The organism is Cupriavidus taiwanensis, from assembly GCF_900250115.1.
GTDB classification, from domain to species: Bacteria; Pseudomonadota; Gammaproteobacteria; order Burkholderiales; family Burkholderiaceae; genus Cupriavidus; species Cupriavidus taiwanensis_B.
Window position 1 is genome coordinate 371,796 of record NZ_LT984805.1, and the last position, 16,689, is coordinate 388,484.

Consider the following 16,689-nt stretch of genomic DNA (forward strand, 5'->3'; position numbering starts at 1 on the left):
CTCATGATGTCAACATGAGCCTGACATCACCTAGCGATTACAATTGTATTGACCGTTCGCCTTGCTGAGTAAGTTCGATCATGGTATCGGATTTATCACGCTGGTTACCTCCTACCCTATGAGAGCATCAGGGCGACCTGTTGCGCGAAATCATCCTGGAATATGGAGTCGAAGGGCTGACCGCCCCTCGGCGGGCCGTGATCAGTGTGCCTGCCGAGGGCCAAGCGAAGCAACTTGGCTATGAGGTCTTCACGAGTTTCGATAAGGCCGCTCGTGGGAGCGTTCTAATGCGGCGAGGGCATCGCCGTACTCCGTGTTCAGACATCGCTTCCATTTCCATAGCTTAACTGAGAACTTGGACGCGTTGAGCTGCACATTCGAGTCGAATAACGCGTGCGTTCCGCCATTGCTCAAAGCGGCTGCCGGCGCCGATAACGGCGGGAACACCAAGTTCACGCGCTCTGATTGACATATGTGAATTTTCGCCACCGTACTTCGTGATAAATCCCTTGACGCCGTGCGTGAATATCCAGTCAAAACCGGGGTCAGCATTTTCCATAAAAACGATGCTGTCCTTGAACGACGAACCATGTACATCCGTCACAAGCCCCTCAACTGTGAGCGCGGTGATGAAGCTCGGGCGGGAGTGGAAGACATGGAAGCCGAAGATGTCTTTTGGGGAGCACAAAAGATCAGGAAGGCGGAGATATCTGGTTGTTTCCCAGTGCTGTCGATTTCTCTCGACTGCAGACCGCAGAAAGGTCGAAGGATTGGAGCGAATCTCTAAAGAGAATGCAATGTCGGGCATCGTAAGGAACGACAGATCGTCTCTGCTAAGACCAAGATTTGCTCCAACGAGTGCGAGCATCTCCAAGGCGTCCGAAATTAGACGGCTAAAAGAATGTTTGACGCGTTCACGGCCCTGAATCGCCTTCATTGCAAAGGCTTCAAATATCGGCCAATCGAAAGCGTAGCCGGTTCGATCGAACTCGGAAGAAAGGGCCGATATCTGGGCAGGTGACAGAGCTAAGTCAATGGCGGATACTTCTGTCGTCTCCTCTTTGATGGTGCGATTCATCCAGTCGAAGTATTTACTAATAGGATCGTCGTATCGAGGAACGGTGATCTCGTATGTGCCAGGGCGAATATGGCCGTGCAAATTTAAAAATTCTGCAGGCTGTAGTGCAAAAAAATCGTTTACTAGTTGGGCTGCAACGGAGTCGGAGGCGCGCACGACGGCATCCAGGAACCCCGGGCGAAGCAATTTCTCAGACTCTAATGACTTGAGAATGTCCGTCGCTACGAAGGCCGCTCTCGCAATCTCAGAGAATAGCACTGTGCCATGCACGTGCACTTTTTCGATCAGCGACAGGACATCAAGCAATCCGTGGTCCTCATTCCAATTTGTAAATTTTGCAGTGGATTCTAACGCTTCGATGCCGTGTCTAGCACGATCAAAGAGGTCATCGCCAGTGATAATGCGGTTCGTTAAAGCACGTAGCAGGTCTAGGTACGATGCCCATTCGTTCTCAGAAAGGCTTGGGAATAGCTCGCGCCAATGACCGTCCCTCATTCTTGGTTTGAGGCAAGTTGGAACAACGCGAAATTCTATTTTGTCATGAAGCTCTGGCTTAAGAATTAAATTGCGTTGAGCATCGGTGATGATTTTTTTTGCTATGGAATTGGGCAATGCGGCCGGTAGAAAAGAGGCGACGCTTGCTGATACAGAAACATATGGTGTGCCGCCAATCATATGCATTAGGGGAACTGCGCGCAAATCTCGGTACCCGAAATTTGCCCGCGCGGAAGCCCACGCGGTATTAGTGAACAGGTGACGAAAGAGGGAGGCGGCCAATGGCCGTGGCTTAGTTCCTATCAACTCGGCGGGGTTCACATCCGGCATGACTCCAAGAACTTCCCCTACGAGTCCCTGGCGGTTATTGAAGCTGTTGACGTCCTCAATCGACGCTTCAACGCCATTCAGTGATTGGAGAAGCATGGCAAGGTGGCCTGCGCTGTATCCACATCTCCGCGGGGCTGTTATGGGCCGTACCTGGAAGATCACCACGGTTCCATTATTCGAGATCCCGAATTCGATATCTACCTCTTTAATGCCAACAATTTCGATCACTTCTTCTATTGCTGGCACCAAACGCCGGAGAGGCTCCGGTGCATCGTGGCCCGGTACAAATATGTAAGTGCGGGTGCCGTTTCCACCAGAAGTCACAACTGTAGTATCGCCGCTCTCATCGTAGCTAACAATATAGTATGGAAGGCCAGATTCAGGGTCGCATGTCATGACAACGCCACTTACCGCGATATCTTTGGCCATCGGTTGGACGAACACCTCGTCGGATGGCAATAGGGTGCCGTACGAAGAGAACACATCATCTATTGCTTGAATCAGTTGCTCATCGGTACGGACATTTAATACAGAAAGGTACTGGCCGGCTTTGGATTGCTCCAGACTATCCTCGGATGCTGCGCTAGATCTAACTGCTAGAGGATCCGATATTCCGAAAGAAATTTTTATTAATTTGACAATCTTTGTGGAACTTGTGCTCCATTGTGCATGCGTCACACGATGAAGCGGATAAACGTCGAATTTAGAGGCGGCTGCTCTGAGTGCGATTAATGTTTTCGCTTTTGTGTTTTTGAAGGGGGCGGCGTCTGGGAAAATCCTCATGGAGGAGTTTGATTTGTCCAAGTTATTGATCTCCAGGCTAATAATATGTTCCGTATTTTTGGTGTGATTTGTGGTCCAAATGCAGCGAAATTATGTGGCATTAGGTAAATTTCCACATCGACGCGCCGCAAGTACATAGAGCAACATGCGTGCCAAACCTAAACACATAAATGCTCACAACTCAATGGATTGATTGAGAGCGGGGACTTCGAAGGAAATGACAAGCCGATCGTGGGCCGTTGAATGTCTATGAGGGGTGGCGTGGACCTTCAACGCGCCCGGCATGAGTGGACTATTCGGGCCTTCGGTACTGGCTGCGGGCTTTGGCTGGGTCTCGATAGGCTGTGCGCATTTTGATCGAGACAATTAGCAATGATCCGTTTGCTTATATAGTAAAGGCACTCTTTACTTTATTTATTGGTATGTCGCTATATGATCAATGGCGGCGACTATTGGTTGGAAAGACGACGATTTTGTCGTAAAGCAGACTTTTGCTGCTACATTGGTGACCGCGAAACCATGGCAACACCATTTCGACAAACATGCCAAGGTTGCCGTCCTGTTTAGGCATTTTGTTTGGTTCAACGAGGAATTCCGGGGAAGGCCCCGCGGATTTTGAGGAAGAAATACTCCTGGTCTGGGTAGCAGTAGACATGGCGCTTGATGACCTTAATCGTGTTGCTGATCCCCTCCGTGTTTAACGGCTGCCGGCAGCGGATGTACCTCCTGAGGGGCACTCTGATTCTGCGGGTTGCGCAGCAGCAGCCAGCGCGTGGACTTGAGCACCCGCCTGGTACTGTGATCGTGCCGCAGGCGATTGGCCTGGTCGACGCGAACCCGGCCAAGGGCCTCGCGCCCGTACTTGGCCACGACGTTGGAACAGGTCATAGGCGCTTCCGAAGCCCAGCTCGTACGCGGTCGTCATGTCGATGGGCGACTGCCGCGACGCGCTTGGCCGCGTCCGGTTAGGAGTTGCTCGAGGAACGTTGATGCCGTCTCGCGCGAGTGGCCCTTTCCGATCCGGAGCACGTCCGATCGGATCGATGACCACTGTGGTGTAGCGATGTCGCTTGCGCAGGGTGAATCGTCCGTAGCCAGATAAGGGATTGGTCGACCACAGGCTCGCGCAGGCGTGCCTTGTCGATGGATTTGACGGTACGCCAGCCCAGTTCGTAGAAGGCGCCCACGGCCTGCACCGTGCAGCTGCGTAAGCAAATGGCCGCAGCTTGTGCCAGCCGGGCTGTGGGACGCGTTGATCGCGCCCGAGCTATTCCAGCCGTTCAAGCCGGGGGCCGCCGCACTGGCCGCACCACACCCCACGCCGCGGGAAGTGCGGCACAACGCGGTACTCGAACAGCGGCAGATCCCTGACTCGGCGAACTAACGTCTGTGAGTCTGATGACACCGCGCCGCGCACTCCTCGCAATGCATGACCTTGCTGACAGCATCGGATAGAGCGACAGCGTGCGGCTCTCGCCCTCGGGCCAAGCCACACGTTGCGGCCTGCAACCTGAAAAGCAACTCAATGCTGTGGTAGTGTGAAGCCGGCCGCGAGTTGTTGGCAACGAAGGGATCCGTCTCTGACGTGGGCATTCATATTGTGTCCAGATTGAATTCGGTTCGCCCGCGTTGTGGGCGGGCCGCGGCCGCAAGGATGTGCGTTGTGGCTACATGTATTCCGGCGATTCCTCATAGGTTCTAGTGATCCCGGCCTCTTGCGGTCGGGTCCGATCTTGCCCTGCGTCACGAATGGGAGGTGATTGAGCAGGCCGGCCACTTGAAAGCCAATTCCAGCACAAAGGAAGCATACGGAAGTACCTACGAGGGATTGCGCGTTAATGAGAACCTTCTATACTCGGCGCTCGACAGCCCTAAAAGGTTGCGCTTTACCGTGCGCCATCAGATTGATGATCTATCAGAGAATCCCTACGCGCAATTCGGGTCTGACTGACGGACAGATTATTATGGTGCGGCAGATAATTTGGAATGAGAGGTTCTGTGTATAGCGGGTCATTAAATTCACCGGGCTTGCACCGTTGTGCGTTCTCGTTGGGGGTACCAAGTCGCAGGCCTAAGAGCGGTGTGCTGGCGGGTGCTTATCGTGATCACCCCTTTGGTAAGGGACTGAGCGTGAGTGACGCAAAAGAAGTCCCGAGGTGTCGCAGAGTATTTCCGCGACGATATGTTCGGGCAAGCCTTGAAGGATGGGTAAGGGGTTGCCGCCAAAGCCAGTAACCGTCCAAAAGGCCGACATGAAACGAAAGAACCTCCTAGTCACTATTGGCTGCACTTTTTTAGTGCTGGGCATTGTGACCTACGTGCGCACCGCTAGAAGTTCGCATCGGATATTTGAACCTGAGGAGGCCAGCGGCGTCGAATTCCTGCAGACAGACTTGGTTCAAGTGGCGCGCCAGGACCTGCAGTTGTCGCTACCACTGTCGGGCAGCCTGCGCGCGCTGAACCAGGCCTCGGTCAAGGCCAAGGTCTCCGGTGAGGTGAAGCAGGTGCTGGTGCGCGAGGGCGAACCGGTGCGCGCCGGCCAGGTCATCGTGCGCATCGACCCGGCCGAATACGAGGCCCGGGCCGCGCAGGCGCGCGGGCAGATGCTGGCCGCGCGCGGCCAGTTCGAGAATTCGCGCCAGACCTGGGAACGCAACCGCGAACTGGTCGGCAAGGGCTTTATCTCGCAGACCGCCTTCGACAAGTACCAGTCCGACCTGGCGGTGACGCGCGCCAACCTCGACGCTGCCCAAGGCGGGCTGGCGGTGGCGCAGAAGGCGCTGGCCGACACCGTGGTCAAGGCGCCGCTCGACGGTATGGTGGCCGCGCGCGCGGTGCAGCCTGGCGAGAAGGTGTCGCCGGATACGCGCCTGGTCGATGTGGTCGACCTGCGCGTGCTGGAGCTGGAAGCGCCGATCCCGATGGCCGAGGTGGCGCGCGCCGCGGTGGGCCAGCCGGTGGCGCTGGAAGTGGAAGGCGCCGGCGGCTTTGCCGGCAAGCTGGTGCGCATCAACCCGGCGGTCAGCGAGGGCACGCGCAGCATCATGGTCTATGTGCGCGTCGACAATGCCGACCAGAAACTGCGCGCCGGCATGTTCGCGCGCGGCGCGCTGGTGCTGGGCCAGCGCGCCGCGGTGGTGGCGGTGCCGGTGTCGGCGGTGCGCACCGAGGGCGAGCGCGCCTTCGTCTATGCCATCGAGCGCGACACGCTGGCGGAACGCCCGGTGCAACTCGGCCTGCGCGACGAAGCCGGCGGCATGGTCGAAATCGTCGCCGGCCTCGACGCCGGCGCCGAGATCGTGCGCAACAACCTGGGCACGCTGCGCAGCGGCAGCCAGGTCAGGCTCGTCAAGACCTGACAGCATAGAGGACGCGCCCCATGTGGTTCACCCGCCTGTCGATCCGCAACCCGGTGCTGGCCACCATGATGATGATGGCCTTCATCGTGGTGGGGCTATTCTCGTACCAGCGGCTGCCGGTTGACCAGTTCCCGGACATCACCTTCCCGGTGGTGGTGGTGCAGACCGAATACCCAGGCGCCGCGCCGGAGTCGGTCGAGTCCGACGTCACGCGCAAGGTCGAGGAGATCGTCAATACCATCTCCGGCATCGACGAGATCTTTTCGCACTCCTACCAGGGCACTTCGGTCGTCGTGATCAAGTTCGACCTGAGCGTCGATGTCGGCCAGGCCGCGCAGGACGTGCGCGACAAGATCGCGCTGATCCGCCCGCAGTTCCGCGACGAGGTCAAGGAACCGCGCGTGCTGCGCTATGACCCGTCCGACGCGCCGATCTTCTACCTGTCGGTGTCCAACGCGCCGGGCGCCGGCCGCGGCCAGCGCGAGCTGACCACCATCGCCGACCAGATCGTGCGCAAGCGGCTGGAAACCGTACGCGGCGTGGGCGCGATTAATCTCGTCGGCGGCACCAGGCGCGAGGTCGAGATCCGCATCCGTCCGGCGCAGCTGGAAGCGCTGGGCATCGGCGTCGACCAGGTGATGAACGCGATCCGCAACGAGAACCAGGAATTGCCCGCGGGCGAACTGCGTTCCGCGGCGACCGAGACCGTGGTGCAGATCAAGGGCCGCGTGCCCACGCCGGATGCGTTCCGGCAGATCATCGTCGCGCGCCGCGCCGGCCAGCCGGTGACGCTGGGCGAGATCGCCGACGTGCGCGACGGCCAGGAAGAACAGGAAAGCCTGGCATTGCTCGACGGCAAGCGCGCGCTGTTCCTGTCGGTGGTGAAGGCGCAGGGCCAGAACACGGTCGATACCGTCGACGGCCTGGTGCGCATGACCGACGAGGTGCGCAAGCTGGTGCCCGCCGGCGTGCAGCTGAATGTGGTCAACGACACCGCGCGCGGCATCCGCAGCAGCGTGAAGGAAGTGCGCTCGACCTTGCTGGAAGGCGCCTTCCTGACCGTGGCGATCGTGTTCCTGTTTCTCGGCTCGTGGCGCAGCACGGTGATTACCGGGCTGACGCTGCCGATCGCGCTGATCGGCACCTTCGGCGTGATGTACCTGTGCGGCTTCACCCTCAACGTGATCACGCTGATGGCGCTGTCGCTGTGCGTGGGCCTGCTGATCGACGATGCCATCGTGGTGCGCGAGAACATCGTGCGCCACAACCTGATGGGCAAGGACCACCGCAGCGCGGCGCTGGACGGCACCAACGAGATCGGGCTGGCGGTGCTGGCCACCACCTTCTCGATCGTCGCGGTGTTCCTGCCGGTGGGCTTCATGGGCGGCATCATCGGGCGCTTCTTCCACCAGTTCGGCATCACCGTGGTGGCGGCGGTGCTAATCTCGATGTTCGTCTCGTTCACGCTGGACCCGATGCTGTCCTCGGTCTGGCATGACCCCGACCTGCACGGTACCGGCAACAAGGCCAGCTGGTACGGACGCACGGTGGGACGGCTGCTGGACTGGTTCTCGGCCAGGATGGACCGGCTCGGCGACGGCTACGCCGGCATGCTGGGCTGGGCGCTGAAGCATCGCCTGGCGACCGCCGTCATCGCCGCCACGACCTTCTTCGGCAGCTTTGCGCTGGTGCCGCTGATCGGCACCGAGTTCGTGCCCAATGCCGACCTGGGCGAGACCCAGGTCGGCTTCACCACGCCGGTCGGCACCCCGCTCGACGTCACCGAAGCCAAGGTGCGGCAGGTCGAAGCCGCGCTGAAGGCCTTCCCCGAAGTGGCCTACACCTACGCCACCATCAACTCGGGCAACGCCTCGGGCCGCAACAACGCGCTGGTGTCGGTGCGCCTGACCGAGCGGCGCGCGCGCACCCTGACCACCGCGCAGCTCAACCCGCTGATCCGCCAGCGCCTGGCCGGCATTGCCGGCATCACGCTGACCATGGTCGGCATGCCCGACGGCGCCGGCGGGCAAAAGGCGATCCAGGTATCGATCCAGGGCGACGACCTCGACGAACTGCGACGCCTGTCGCGCGAAGCCAGCGCGCGCATGGCGGCGATTCCCGGCCTGACCGACCTGGATTCGAGCATGAAGGACGACCGCCCCACCATCGAAGTCCGCATCCGGCGCGAGCTGGCCTCGGACCTGGGCGTGGGCGTGGCGCAGATCGGCAATGCGCTGCGCCCGCTGCTGGCCGGCGATGCCATCAGCTCCTGGCGCGCGCCCGACGACGAGAATTACGACGTGCGCGTGCGCCTGCCGAAGGACGCGCGCACCGGCATGGCCGACCTCAGCGCGCTGATGATCGCCAGCAGCCACGCCAATGCCGATGACTCGCCGAAGATGGTGCCGCTGCGCCAGATCGCCGAGCTGGTGCCCACCACCGGCGCCAACCAGATCAGCCGGCGCGACCTGAACCGCGAGGTCGAGCTGACCGCCAACGTGGCCGGGCGCTCGGCTGGCGAAGTCGCGCGCGACGTCAAGGCCGCGCTGGATGGGGTCAACTGGCCGGCCGGCTACAAGTACCGCTTCGGCGGCTCGACCAAGTCGATGAACGAGTCGTTCGGCTACGCCGTGTCGGCGCTGGCGCTGGCGGTGATCTTCATCTACATGATCCTGGCCTCGCAGTTCGCCAGCTTCTTCCAGCCGATCGCCATCATGACCTCGCTGCCGCTGACGCTGGCCGGCGTGTTCGCGGCGCTGCTGCTGTTCGGCTCGACCCTGAACATGTTCTCGATCATCGGTTTCATCATGCTGATGGGGCTGGTGACCAAGAATGCGATCCTGCTGGTGGACTTCGCCAACCAGGCGCGCCACGGGGTCGACGGCCGCGAGCCGCTGTCGCGCGAGGCCGCGCTGGTCGAAGCCGCGCGCGTGCGGCTGCGCCCGATCCTGATGACGACGCTGGCGATGATCTTCGGCATGGTGCCGCTGGCCTTCAGCCTGGGCGAAGGCGCCGAGCAGCGCGCGCCGATGGGACAGACCGTGATCGGCGGCATCATCACCTCGTCGATCCTGACGCTGGTGGTGGTGCCGGTGATCTATACGTACCTCGACGATTTCGGCGCGTGCTTGCGTCCATTTTGGCGAGACAGAACGCCGTCTTCAGTTGCCCATCAGGCTGGCGGTGATTTGCTCTCCACGAAAGGCGACCCCAAAAAAGCGAACGAGCCTGCAAGATGAACTTTACGCGAGATAGCCATCCTCTTGTGGAGCGTAGTTGTCGTGGACTAACTCCGATTACGAGTCATCTTGGCAGAGGCCATCATCCACGAAAGGTAATGTGCAAAGAATGGCGCCCAACTTGGTGCCGGTGCCTTGGCAAACAGCGAGTTATAGGAAGCGATGAAATTCGCCATGAACGCATAGCAGGCCGCTGAAATACCTCCAGCGGACGTCAGCGCGACGACTGGCTGAAGCGTTGCTTTGAGGATCCCATCCAATCCCACATTCATGCGCGGCGCAGATACCTTCACGGAAAGCTTGTTCACTATGCGGAGGCTGGAGGATTTCGTGCCGCAGTCCCATCCGCTGCGCTCGATCCGGACTATGGCCAACCAGGCGCTGGTGAAGATGGACCGGCTGTTCGCGCAGATGTACGAGGCCGATATCAAGGGTGGCCGCCCCAGTATCGCGCCGGAGAAGTTGCTGCGGGCCATGCTGCTGCAGGTGCTCTACAGCATTCGCTCTGAGCGCCAGCTCATGGAGCAGACGCAATACAACCTGCTGTTTCGCTGGTTCATCGGGCTGTCGATGGACGACTCAGTTTGGGTGCCCACGGTCTTCACCAAGAACCGCGAGCGACTGATCAAGCATGATGCGGTGATCCAGTTTTTCAACGAGGTGCTGGCCATCGCGCAGAAGAAGAACTGGCTGTCGGGTGAGCACTTCAGCGTGGACGGCACGCTGATACAGGCGTGGGCAGGCCACAAGAGCTTCGTGCGCAAGGATGGCGACGACCAAGACGATGACGCCGGCGGCAACTTCAAAGGTCGCAAGCGCAGCAACGAGACACACGAATCCAAGACCGATCCCGATGCCAAGCTCTACCGCAAGGGCAAGACATCCAGTGAGCTGCGCTACATGGGTCATACCCTGAGCGACAACCGCCATGGCCTGGTGGTTAGCGCCATGGTGACCAAGGCGGACGGACACGCCGAGCGGGAGGCCGCAAAGGTCATGCTTAACGATGCCAGGCAGGTGATTGAAGACCTGAATGTGGAAGTCACCGTGGGCGCGGACAAGGGCTATGACGCGCACGAGTTCATTGAGGCCTGCCTGGAAATGAAGGTGACGCCCCACGTGGCGCAGAACACATCGGGTCGTCGCTCGGCCGTTGCTGATGCCATTGCTTCCAGCGCCGGTTATGCCGTCTCGCAACAAAAGCGCAAGCTGATCGAACAGGGCTTCGGGTGGGTCAAGACCGTGGGGCGCATGCGTCAGGTGATGGTGCGCGGTCTGAAGAAAGTCGATCAGATGTTTGTGCTGAGCATGGCCGCCTACCACCTCGTGCGCATGCGCTCGCTGGGACAAATCCGTCCGCAGTTGCAGTAATCGCGCTAATGAGGCCGGAATGGGCGCCAAAACGCGGAAAAAGCCGAGGCAGTGACGTCCGGCTTCCGGATTGTGAAAAACAGCGCTCCCCGCCTTGCGGGGAAAAACTCATCGCTAGCGCGATGAGTACTTCAGCAGCCTGCTAACGCAATCCGCCATCGAGCCAATGGTACGGCCCGCCATGGCGAGCCGCCAGTGAACGAACGATCAGGATGCCACGTTTGAAGCCAACGATCCGTCCATGGCCTTTCACGCGCGCACGCATCTCGACACGATGCTGGCACTGCGCACGGATTGCATAGCTGTCAATGTGCGGCAAATGATGTCTCGCCTGCTGCCGCAAGGCAATTGCTCGATTGAGGCGGTGGCCAGGCAACTGGGAGTTGATCGTCGTACGGTGCATCGTAAGCGGTCGACTAACAACGCCTCTTGCGGCCGGATACGAGGTCGGCTAAACAGCGGATGTCTTGAGATTCCAAGGCAGCAAGGCCTCGTAGTCGTCAGCGGTCTTCGCGAGCGGCAGCGCCTTGAACAAGGCGACGAGATAGCGGTACGTATCGACGCCATTGGCCTTGCAGGTCTCAATGATCGAGTACAGATTCGCGCTTGCGTTCGCGCCAGCCACGGTGTCACAGAAGAGCCAGTTCCGGCGCCCTACGGTGAACGGCCTGATCGAATTCTCAATCACATTGTTCGATATCGGCCAGGCGCCGTTCTCGACGTAACGGACGAGCTTGGGCCACTGGTTATGGAAGTAGTGTAGTGCCTCGCCGAACTTGCTTCGCGGCAACACGGTGTGCAGGTGCTGCAACAGCATGGCTTCGATTTCGTCTAGCACAGGCCGACTCTGCTCGGCACGGATCTGCTGGCGCTGCTCTGGTTTCATCTCGCGAGTCCGAGCCTCGACAGCAAAGAGCTTGGCGATGAGCGCGATGAACTGCGTGATTGGATGTTCGCCACCGCGCTGCTCCTTGGGCAGAGCCTCCTCGGCCTCAATCATGTAACGACGGGCATGAGCCCAGCATCCAAGATGGATCCGTCGATTCGCGTGCGCGACCTTGTCGTATGAGTCGTACCCGTCGGTCATCAACACCGTTCCTGGCTTGATGCCGGCATAGAGCTCCGCAGCATGTTTCGTTGACCGCGTTGGGCTGTAAGCAAACAGCCGTACCGGCGGGCCTGATCCATTCATCTGCGCCCAGAGGTAACTTTTGGTCTGGGCAAGCTTGCCGGGCTTCTTGAGCACCTGGACGGTAGTTTCGTCGCCGTGCACAAGGTCATCGTCCAGCAGATGGTCGCGCATCAGGTTGATGATGGGCTGCACGGCCTCGCCGACACGTACTACGCTGGCGGCCAATGTACTGCGCGAGAGGTCGCCGCCGAAGCGGTGCAGCAAGGCGGCCTGGCGGTACAGTGGCAGCGCGTCTTGGTACTTGGAGGTGATGCACCAGGCTAGCGCGGATTCAGTCAGCAAGCCCTTGGGGATGATGCGTGCGGGGGCGGGCGTCACCTTGATACTGCCGTCGCAGCACGGGCACGCGTACTTGACACGCTGGTGCTGGATCACTCGGACCTGCTGGGGGATGATGTCGAGTTGCTCGCTGATCTCCACGCCAATCTCAACCAGAGCTTGTCCATCATGCTGGCACACCCGCTCTGACTCCGGCAGTTCGTGGCGCATTGGCACGCGGGGAAGCGCCGGGTCCAACGGCTTGCGGCCGCGCTTCTTGCGCTTGTGACCGGCCACCTCAATCTCTGGCGTACCTTCTTCTTCCTGTGCCGGAAGTGTCGCCGCCGTTGGCGCCAGCGTCTCGGCTTCATTGAGGAACAGGTCCTTCTGCTGCGATCCCCGAACCTCGCTCGTGGCGCCGAACAGCTTGCGCTGGAAGGCCTTGAGCCTCTCGAGCAGCAGGTCACGCTCGACCGTCACCACGCGCAGTTTGCCTTTGAGCGCATCGCGCTCCTTGGCGGCATTGCGCAAGAGCTGGAGTTCCGCGGCGGTAATCGTGACAGGCGTTGACGACATGGCGGATTTGACCGTCGATGTCATGCAGCGTTCACACGGCCCGTTGGTAATGTCGCGGCGGGTGCCGCTGGACGGCACTGATGTCGATGCCGTCCAGCAGCCAGTGAAGTTGCTCGACCGAGAGCGTCGCCACTGCCGCCCCACGCGGCCAAGCAAAACGGTCTGCCTCAAGTCGTTTCAAAAAGAGCCAATATCCGTTCCGGTCCCAGCCAAGCAGCTTGATCCTATCGGCTCGTCGATTGCGAAACACGTAGACCGCTTGTGCGAACGGATCGAGCCCCAGCGACTGCTCGACCAGCGCCGACAGACCATTGATACTCTTGCGGAAATCCACAGCTTCCCGGTGCAGGTAGACCTTCAGCCCTTCGTCGAAGCGGAACATCAGCTCGCCCCCAACGCTTCGATCATCGCCTTTACGAGTTCACCGTCACGCTCACCGCATGCGAGCTCAATCGCTACGCCGTTTGGCAACTTCGCACTCAGCAGCGCGACTGATCGCGACGGCTGAGGTTGCGGTTCAACTGCCACGGCCGTCGTGCGACGCGGCGCAGTGACCACAGCTTCGACTTCAGGGGATCGGATTCCCTGAACAACCGGCACGAACGCCGCCAGCGAACCGTGTTCCACTGCCCTCGATTCCCGATGCAGCCGAATCCATTTGCGCAGTTGATTGGCATTGACTTGAGCCTTGAGCGCCATGCCTGCCACCGATGCGCCAGGCCGAAGACACAGCTCAATCAAACGCCGCTTGGCCACCGGCTCGTAATCGCGTTTCCCATTGCGCCGGACACGCACTACTCGCAGTGGAAAGCAGTCAACGATCAATATCGTCAGTGATCATGGTTTGCGTCCGCAAAGTGTTTGCGGACGCAAGCCTGCCAAGACTCACCCTACAAAACTAGGACGCCGTTTCTCGGTCGCTTACGTCATCCCCTTATACGGAAGTAGGACCGTCTCCGCGGCGAGGCTTGGAGCTTGAAGTCCCGGGAATTTCGAGGTAAGGGGGTTGTTAACTTCGCCAGACTCGCGTTTACTCTCGGATTTTCGCGCAGCAATGAGCAACGAGTCGGGGGCATGGGGACGAGGAATTCGAGAGTCTGGATCTTGGTGATCCGGGCGGGATCGCGCGCCAAGAGCTGCTCAAGCGGTTTGCGGCTCTGCCGACGGCGAGCATCCCCGGCGCATGCGATGACTGGTCGCAAACCATCGCGCATATCGTTTCTCGCAATGAGCAGATCGATTGCGGGACGTAATGCAGCCGCATTGGGAGCGCACTGCAGCGAGGGCCGCGCAGTTCCGTGTGCTGTGCATCGCTGATACAACCGAATTGAACTTTAATGGCCAGGAGATCGACGGCTGGGTCCGTTGACCTATGAAGCCCAGCGGCATGTTTTGCATCCGACCTACGCGTGACGCCTGACCCGAGCCGCTGGGTGATCGATGCCTGGATGTGGGCTCGGGAGCCCAAGGACGCCGATGGCAACCGGCGGGATCAAGAAAGCGTACGCTGGATTGAAGGATATGAACGGTTGCGGAGCAAGCCGCGCTATTGCCGCAGACACGGCTGTGTATGTGACAGACCGCGAGGTGATATTGCCGAGTTGATGGCGCGCGCCCAGGAACTTGGCCAACCGGCCGACTGGTGATCCGCAGCCAACACAACCGCAACCTGCCGAGGGCGGCAAGTTGTGGATAGCGTCGACGCCAGCCCGGTACTCGGGAAATCACCTTTATCTTGCCAGGGCGAGCAGGCCAGAAGGCGCGCGAGGTCAAACAGGAACTACGCGCCCAGCGTATGAAGCCGCGGTCTGGTCGGAGCGGAGTTCACCTGTGTGCGGCAAGGAGATCGAAGCGCCCGCAGCGTCAAGCCAGTGTTTGGCGATTGTGACGAACCGAGAAGCGCAGACGCTGATGCGGTCAACGAACTTGTTGAATGTATCGGCAAGTGGAGATCGAGATGTTCTTCCATTCCTGAAGACCGGCTGCAAGGTCGAGGCGCTACAGCTATCGCACATGGATCGTGTGAGGCCTTGGCGTTGTATATGTGTGGCATGGCGCATTGCCCGCCTGATGCGTTGGCAGAACCTGTCCGGATCTGGATGCGTCTGTTCTCGATGCCGACGAGATTCGGGGCATACGTGCTCTCCAAGAAAGCTCGCCCGAAGACACCGTCACACTCAATCAGATGATTCGGTTGGTTGCTTCCCTGGCGGGTTCCTTGGCGGAAGAACGATGGCGACCCGGCGCCAAGACGATCTGGATCGGCATGCAGCGAACCATGGACGCCGCGCTCACTATTCAAACACTGAGGAAGAGTCATGACTTCCGTATAAGAAATGCGCTTACGTTCAAAAGCTGCCTGGCACGCGCCGGGAGGTTCGAGCGTTGGACCGCCAGTGTTGCGACCGCTGCCGCCGCGGCGCTACGAATTGCAACGTTCAAACAATGCCGCGTCAACGTCGACTACCACGTCGAGATCGACGGTCACTACTACAGCGTGCCGCATGCCTGGTGCGAAAGGCGGTCGAGGCTCGCGTAACCCGCCACACCATCGAGATCCTGTACGTGGCAAACGGTGCGCTGCACGCGCGCAATACCCGCAAGGGCAGCCACAGCACGGTCAAGGAACACATGCCGGTGCCCACCGCGCGCACCTCGAATGGACGCCCGCCGGCTGCTCAACTGGCAGCCTCGATTGGCCCAACGTCGCCGTCATCGTCGAATACCAGCTCACCCACAAGAGCCATCCCGAGATGGCTATCGCGCCTGCCTGGTCTGCTGAGTCTGGCCAAGAAGTACAGGAGCGGCTCGAAGCCGCTTGCGCTCGCGCCGTCGCCATTGGCTCGCTCACGCGTAAGTCTTGGTCTCCATCCTTGAAAACCATCTGGACCGGCAAGCCACTCTGCCGGTATCGCAAACCGATGGCATTCCCCATGCACGACAACGTGCGCGGACCCGACTACTACCATTAGGAAAACTATGCTGATGCAACACACCGTCGCCAGCTCAAGGCCCTCAAGCTCGACGGGATGCGCGCCTTCGAGAACAGTCTGCCCTGACCGCCAGTTCCAGCCTGCCGTTCGAAGAACGCTTCTCCATGCTGGTCGACCGGGAGATTGCTTGCGCGACACCAGGCGCCTGGAGCGGCTGCTGCGCTCGGCCAAGCTCAAGCACACCCAGGCATGCCTCGAGGATGTGGTCTATGACGCAGTCGCGGCCTTGATCAGCGGCTGGTCGCTACCCTGGCCAGTTGCGACTGGATCCGCAACGCTCAGAGCCTCATCCTGACCGGGCGACCGGTGCCGGCAAGTCCTGGTTGGCCTGTGCGTTTGCTCAGCAGGCCTGTCGACAGGATTCTGCTCTCTATCTGCGGTGCCTCGACTGTTCGAGAACTGCAGATCGCCCACGGACGGGAGCTTTACGCGCCGCCTGGCGCAACTCGCACGCATCGATGTTCTGTGCTGGACGACTGGGCCTACAGGAGCCTTCTGAAAGCGCCGCGGCGATCTGCTGGAAGTTCTGGACGACCGCGTCGGTACCCGCTCGACCATCGTGACAAGCCAGCTCCGATCGAGCATTGGCACCAGTGGTTGAATGATCGTAAGCGTGGCCCCAGCACCGTCTGTTCATGAAGACCATAGCGGCAATCTGGTTCCCACCAGAATTTGTGGAACCAGAAGAAATGGAAATCAAGGCGCGGGTCGCCGCGAGCTCCAAGAACTACTCGAAGGAATTCCGCACGCAGGTCGTGGCGGAAACGCTGGACCCGGCAAGCTCACTGCAGAATTGCGCGCTCGCATGGCCTGAACGCGAATCTCGTGTCGAAGTGGCGGCGGATTATGAGCGAGCTGCGACGTCAGCATCGAGCCTTCGGAATTATTCCTGCCCGTTCAGATAGCATCGCCGCCGAGGCCGGAGCCATTGGATCGACCGGCTCGTCATCGAAGTCGTGGCATGCGTGTGAGTTTCGAAGCAAGCCCGAGCCTGATGTCCTGCGCTCGTGCTGGC

At 60.0% G+C, this 16,689-nt stretch carries 11 protein-coding genes and 4 pseudogenes; 8 read left to right on the forward strand and 7 right to left on the reverse strand.

The features are described from left to right. Positions 1-343 precede the first annotated feature (343 nt). The 3 genes and pseudogenes from CBM2586_RS30835 to CBM2586_RS30845 form a co-directional block, all read right to left on the reverse strand. Entirely contained in the window at positions 344-2,707 is a 2,364-nt protein-coding gene (locus tag CBM2586_RS30835; RefSeq protein ID WP_197714832.1) for a PEP/pyruvate-binding domain-containing protein, read from the reverse strand. Between the two features lie 415 nt (positions 2,708-3,122). After that, on the reverse strand, positions 3,123-3,341 hold the full coding sequence (locus CBM2586_RS30840; protein WP_172587146.1) for a hypothetical protein: 219 nt from the start codon (positions 3,339-3,341) through the stop codon (positions 3,123-3,125). Further along, positions 3,268-4,251 (reverse strand): annotated as a pseudogene (locus CBM2586_RS30845) (transposase). The gene CBM2586_RS30840 and the pseudogene CBM2586_RS30845 overlap by 74 nt, the downstream one beginning before the upstream one ends. 687 nt (positions 4,252-4,938) lie before the next feature. Between CBM2586_RS30845 and CBM2586_RS30850 the strand changes: the two are divergent. Both CBM2586_RS30850 and CBM2586_RS30855 read left to right on the forward strand, forming a co-directional pair. Further along, on the forward strand, positions 4,939-6,045 hold the full coding sequence (locus CBM2586_RS30850) for an efflux RND transporter periplasmic adaptor subunit (RefSeq protein WP_012354701.1): 1,107 nt from the start codon (positions 4,939-4,941) through the stop codon (positions 6,043-6,045). 20 nt (positions 6,046-6,065) lie between these two features. After that, entirely contained in the window at positions 6,066-9,284 is a 3,219-nt protein-coding gene (locus CBM2586_RS30855) for an efflux RND transporter permease subunit (RefSeq protein ID WP_012354702.1), read from the forward strand. Between the two features lie 47 nt (positions 9,285-9,331). Here CBM2586_RS30855 and CBM2586_RS30860 read toward each other — a convergent pair whose 3' ends face one another. Next, complete coding sequence (locus CBM2586_RS30860) at positions 9,332-9,592, reverse strand: hypothetical protein (protein WP_162098836.1); 261 nt, start codon at positions 9,590-9,592, stop codon at positions 9,332-9,334. On the opposite strand from CBM2586_RS30860, the gene CBM2586_RS30865 reads away from it, so the two are divergent. Further along, entirely contained in the window at positions 9,555-10,655 is a 1,101-nt protein-coding gene (locus CBM2586_RS30865; RefSeq protein WP_012354616.1) for an IS5 family transposase, read from the forward strand. The two genes, CBM2586_RS30860 and CBM2586_RS30865, sit on opposite strands and share 38 nt — an antisense overlap. 451 nt (positions 10,656-11,106) lie before the next feature. Here the strand turns inward: CBM2586_RS30865 and tnpC are convergent, their stop codons facing one another. The 3 genes from tnpC to tnpA are packed head-to-tail and all read right to left on the reverse strand — an operon-like array spanning position 11,107 to position 13,476. Continuing rightward, entirely contained in the window at positions 11,107-12,681 is a 1,575-nt protein-coding gene (gene tnpC, locus CBM2586_RS30870) for an IS66 family transposase (protein ID WP_167330478.1), read from the reverse strand. A 31-nt stretch (positions 12,682-12,712) separates the two neighbouring features. Continuing rightward, on the reverse strand, positions 12,713-13,063 hold the full coding sequence (tnpB, locus tag CBM2586_RS30875) for an IS66 family insertion sequence element accessory protein TnpB (protein ID WP_012354445.1): 351 nt from the start codon (positions 13,061-13,063) through the stop codon (positions 12,713-12,715). After that, positions 13,063-13,476: an IS66-like element accessory protein TnpA gene (tnpA, locus tag CBM2586_RS30880; RefSeq protein ID WP_373429609.1), complete on the reverse strand. Its 414-nt coding sequence runs from the start codon at positions 13,474-13,476 to the stop codon at positions 13,063-13,065. Before tnpA ends, tnpB begins: the two co-directional genes overlap by 1 nt. A gap of 341 nt (positions 13,477-13,817) precedes the next feature. Here tnpA and CBM2586_RS32335 point away from each other — a divergent pair, with 341 nt between their 5' ends. From CBM2586_RS32335 to CBM2586_RS30900, 5 genes and pseudogenes are all read left to right on the forward strand, one after another. Further along, a complete protein-coding gene (locus tag CBM2586_RS32335; RefSeq protein ID WP_240991495.1) occupies positions 13,818-13,934 on the forward strand; it encodes a transposase in 117 nt (38 codons plus the stop codon). Positions 13,935-14,815: 881 nt separating this feature from the next. Then, positions 14,816-14,899 (forward strand): annotated as a pseudogene (locus CBM2586_RS32340) (hypothetical protein); the annotation flags it as partial. Between the two features lie 131 nt (positions 14,900-15,030). Further along, a pseudogene (locus tag CBM2586_RS30890) lies at positions 15,031-15,653 on the forward strand (Mu transposase domain-containing protein); the annotation flags it as partial. A gap of 7 nt (positions 15,654-15,660) precedes the next feature. Further along, positions 15,661-16,280, forward strand: a pseudogene (locus tag CBM2586_RS30895) (ATP-binding protein); the annotation flags it as partial. 29 nt (positions 16,281-16,309) lie between these two features. Further along, positions 16,310-16,579 carry a hypothetical protein gene (locus CBM2586_RS30900; RefSeq protein WP_145987455.1) on the forward strand — a complete coding sequence of 90 codons (270 nt, stop codon included), beginning with the start codon at positions 16,310-16,312 and terminating at the stop codon, positions 16,577-16,579. Positions 16,580-16,689: the final 110 nt, after the last annotated feature.

Coding starts and splice junctions, on each gene's coding strand:
- tnpC (WP_167330478.1), bottom strand. CDS start 12,681: ATGTCGTCAACGCCTGTCACGATTACCGCCGCGGAACTCCAGCTCTTG.
- CBM2586_RS30900 (WP_145987455.1), top strand. CDS start 16,310: ATGAAGACCATAGCGGCAATCTGGTTCCCACCAGAATTTGTGGAACCA.
- tnpB (WP_012354445.1), bottom strand. CDS start 13,063: ATGTTCCGCTTCGACGAAGGGCTGAAGGTCTACCTGCACCGGGAAGCT.
- CBM2586_RS30855 (WP_012354702.1), top strand. CDS start 6,066: ATGTGGTTCACCCGCCTGTCGATCCGCAACCCGGTGCTGGCCACCATG.
- CBM2586_RS30850 (WP_012354701.1), top strand. CDS start 4,939: ATGAAACGAAAGAACCTCCTAGTCACTATTGGCTGCACTTTTTTAGTG.
- CBM2586_RS30840 (WP_172587146.1), bottom strand. CDS start 3,341: ATGTCTACTGCTACCCAGACCAGGAGTATTTCTTCCTCAAAATCCGCG.
- CBM2586_RS30865 (WP_012354616.1), top strand. CDS start 9,555: ATGCGCGGCGCAGATACCTTCACGGAAAGCTTGTTCACTATGCGGAGG.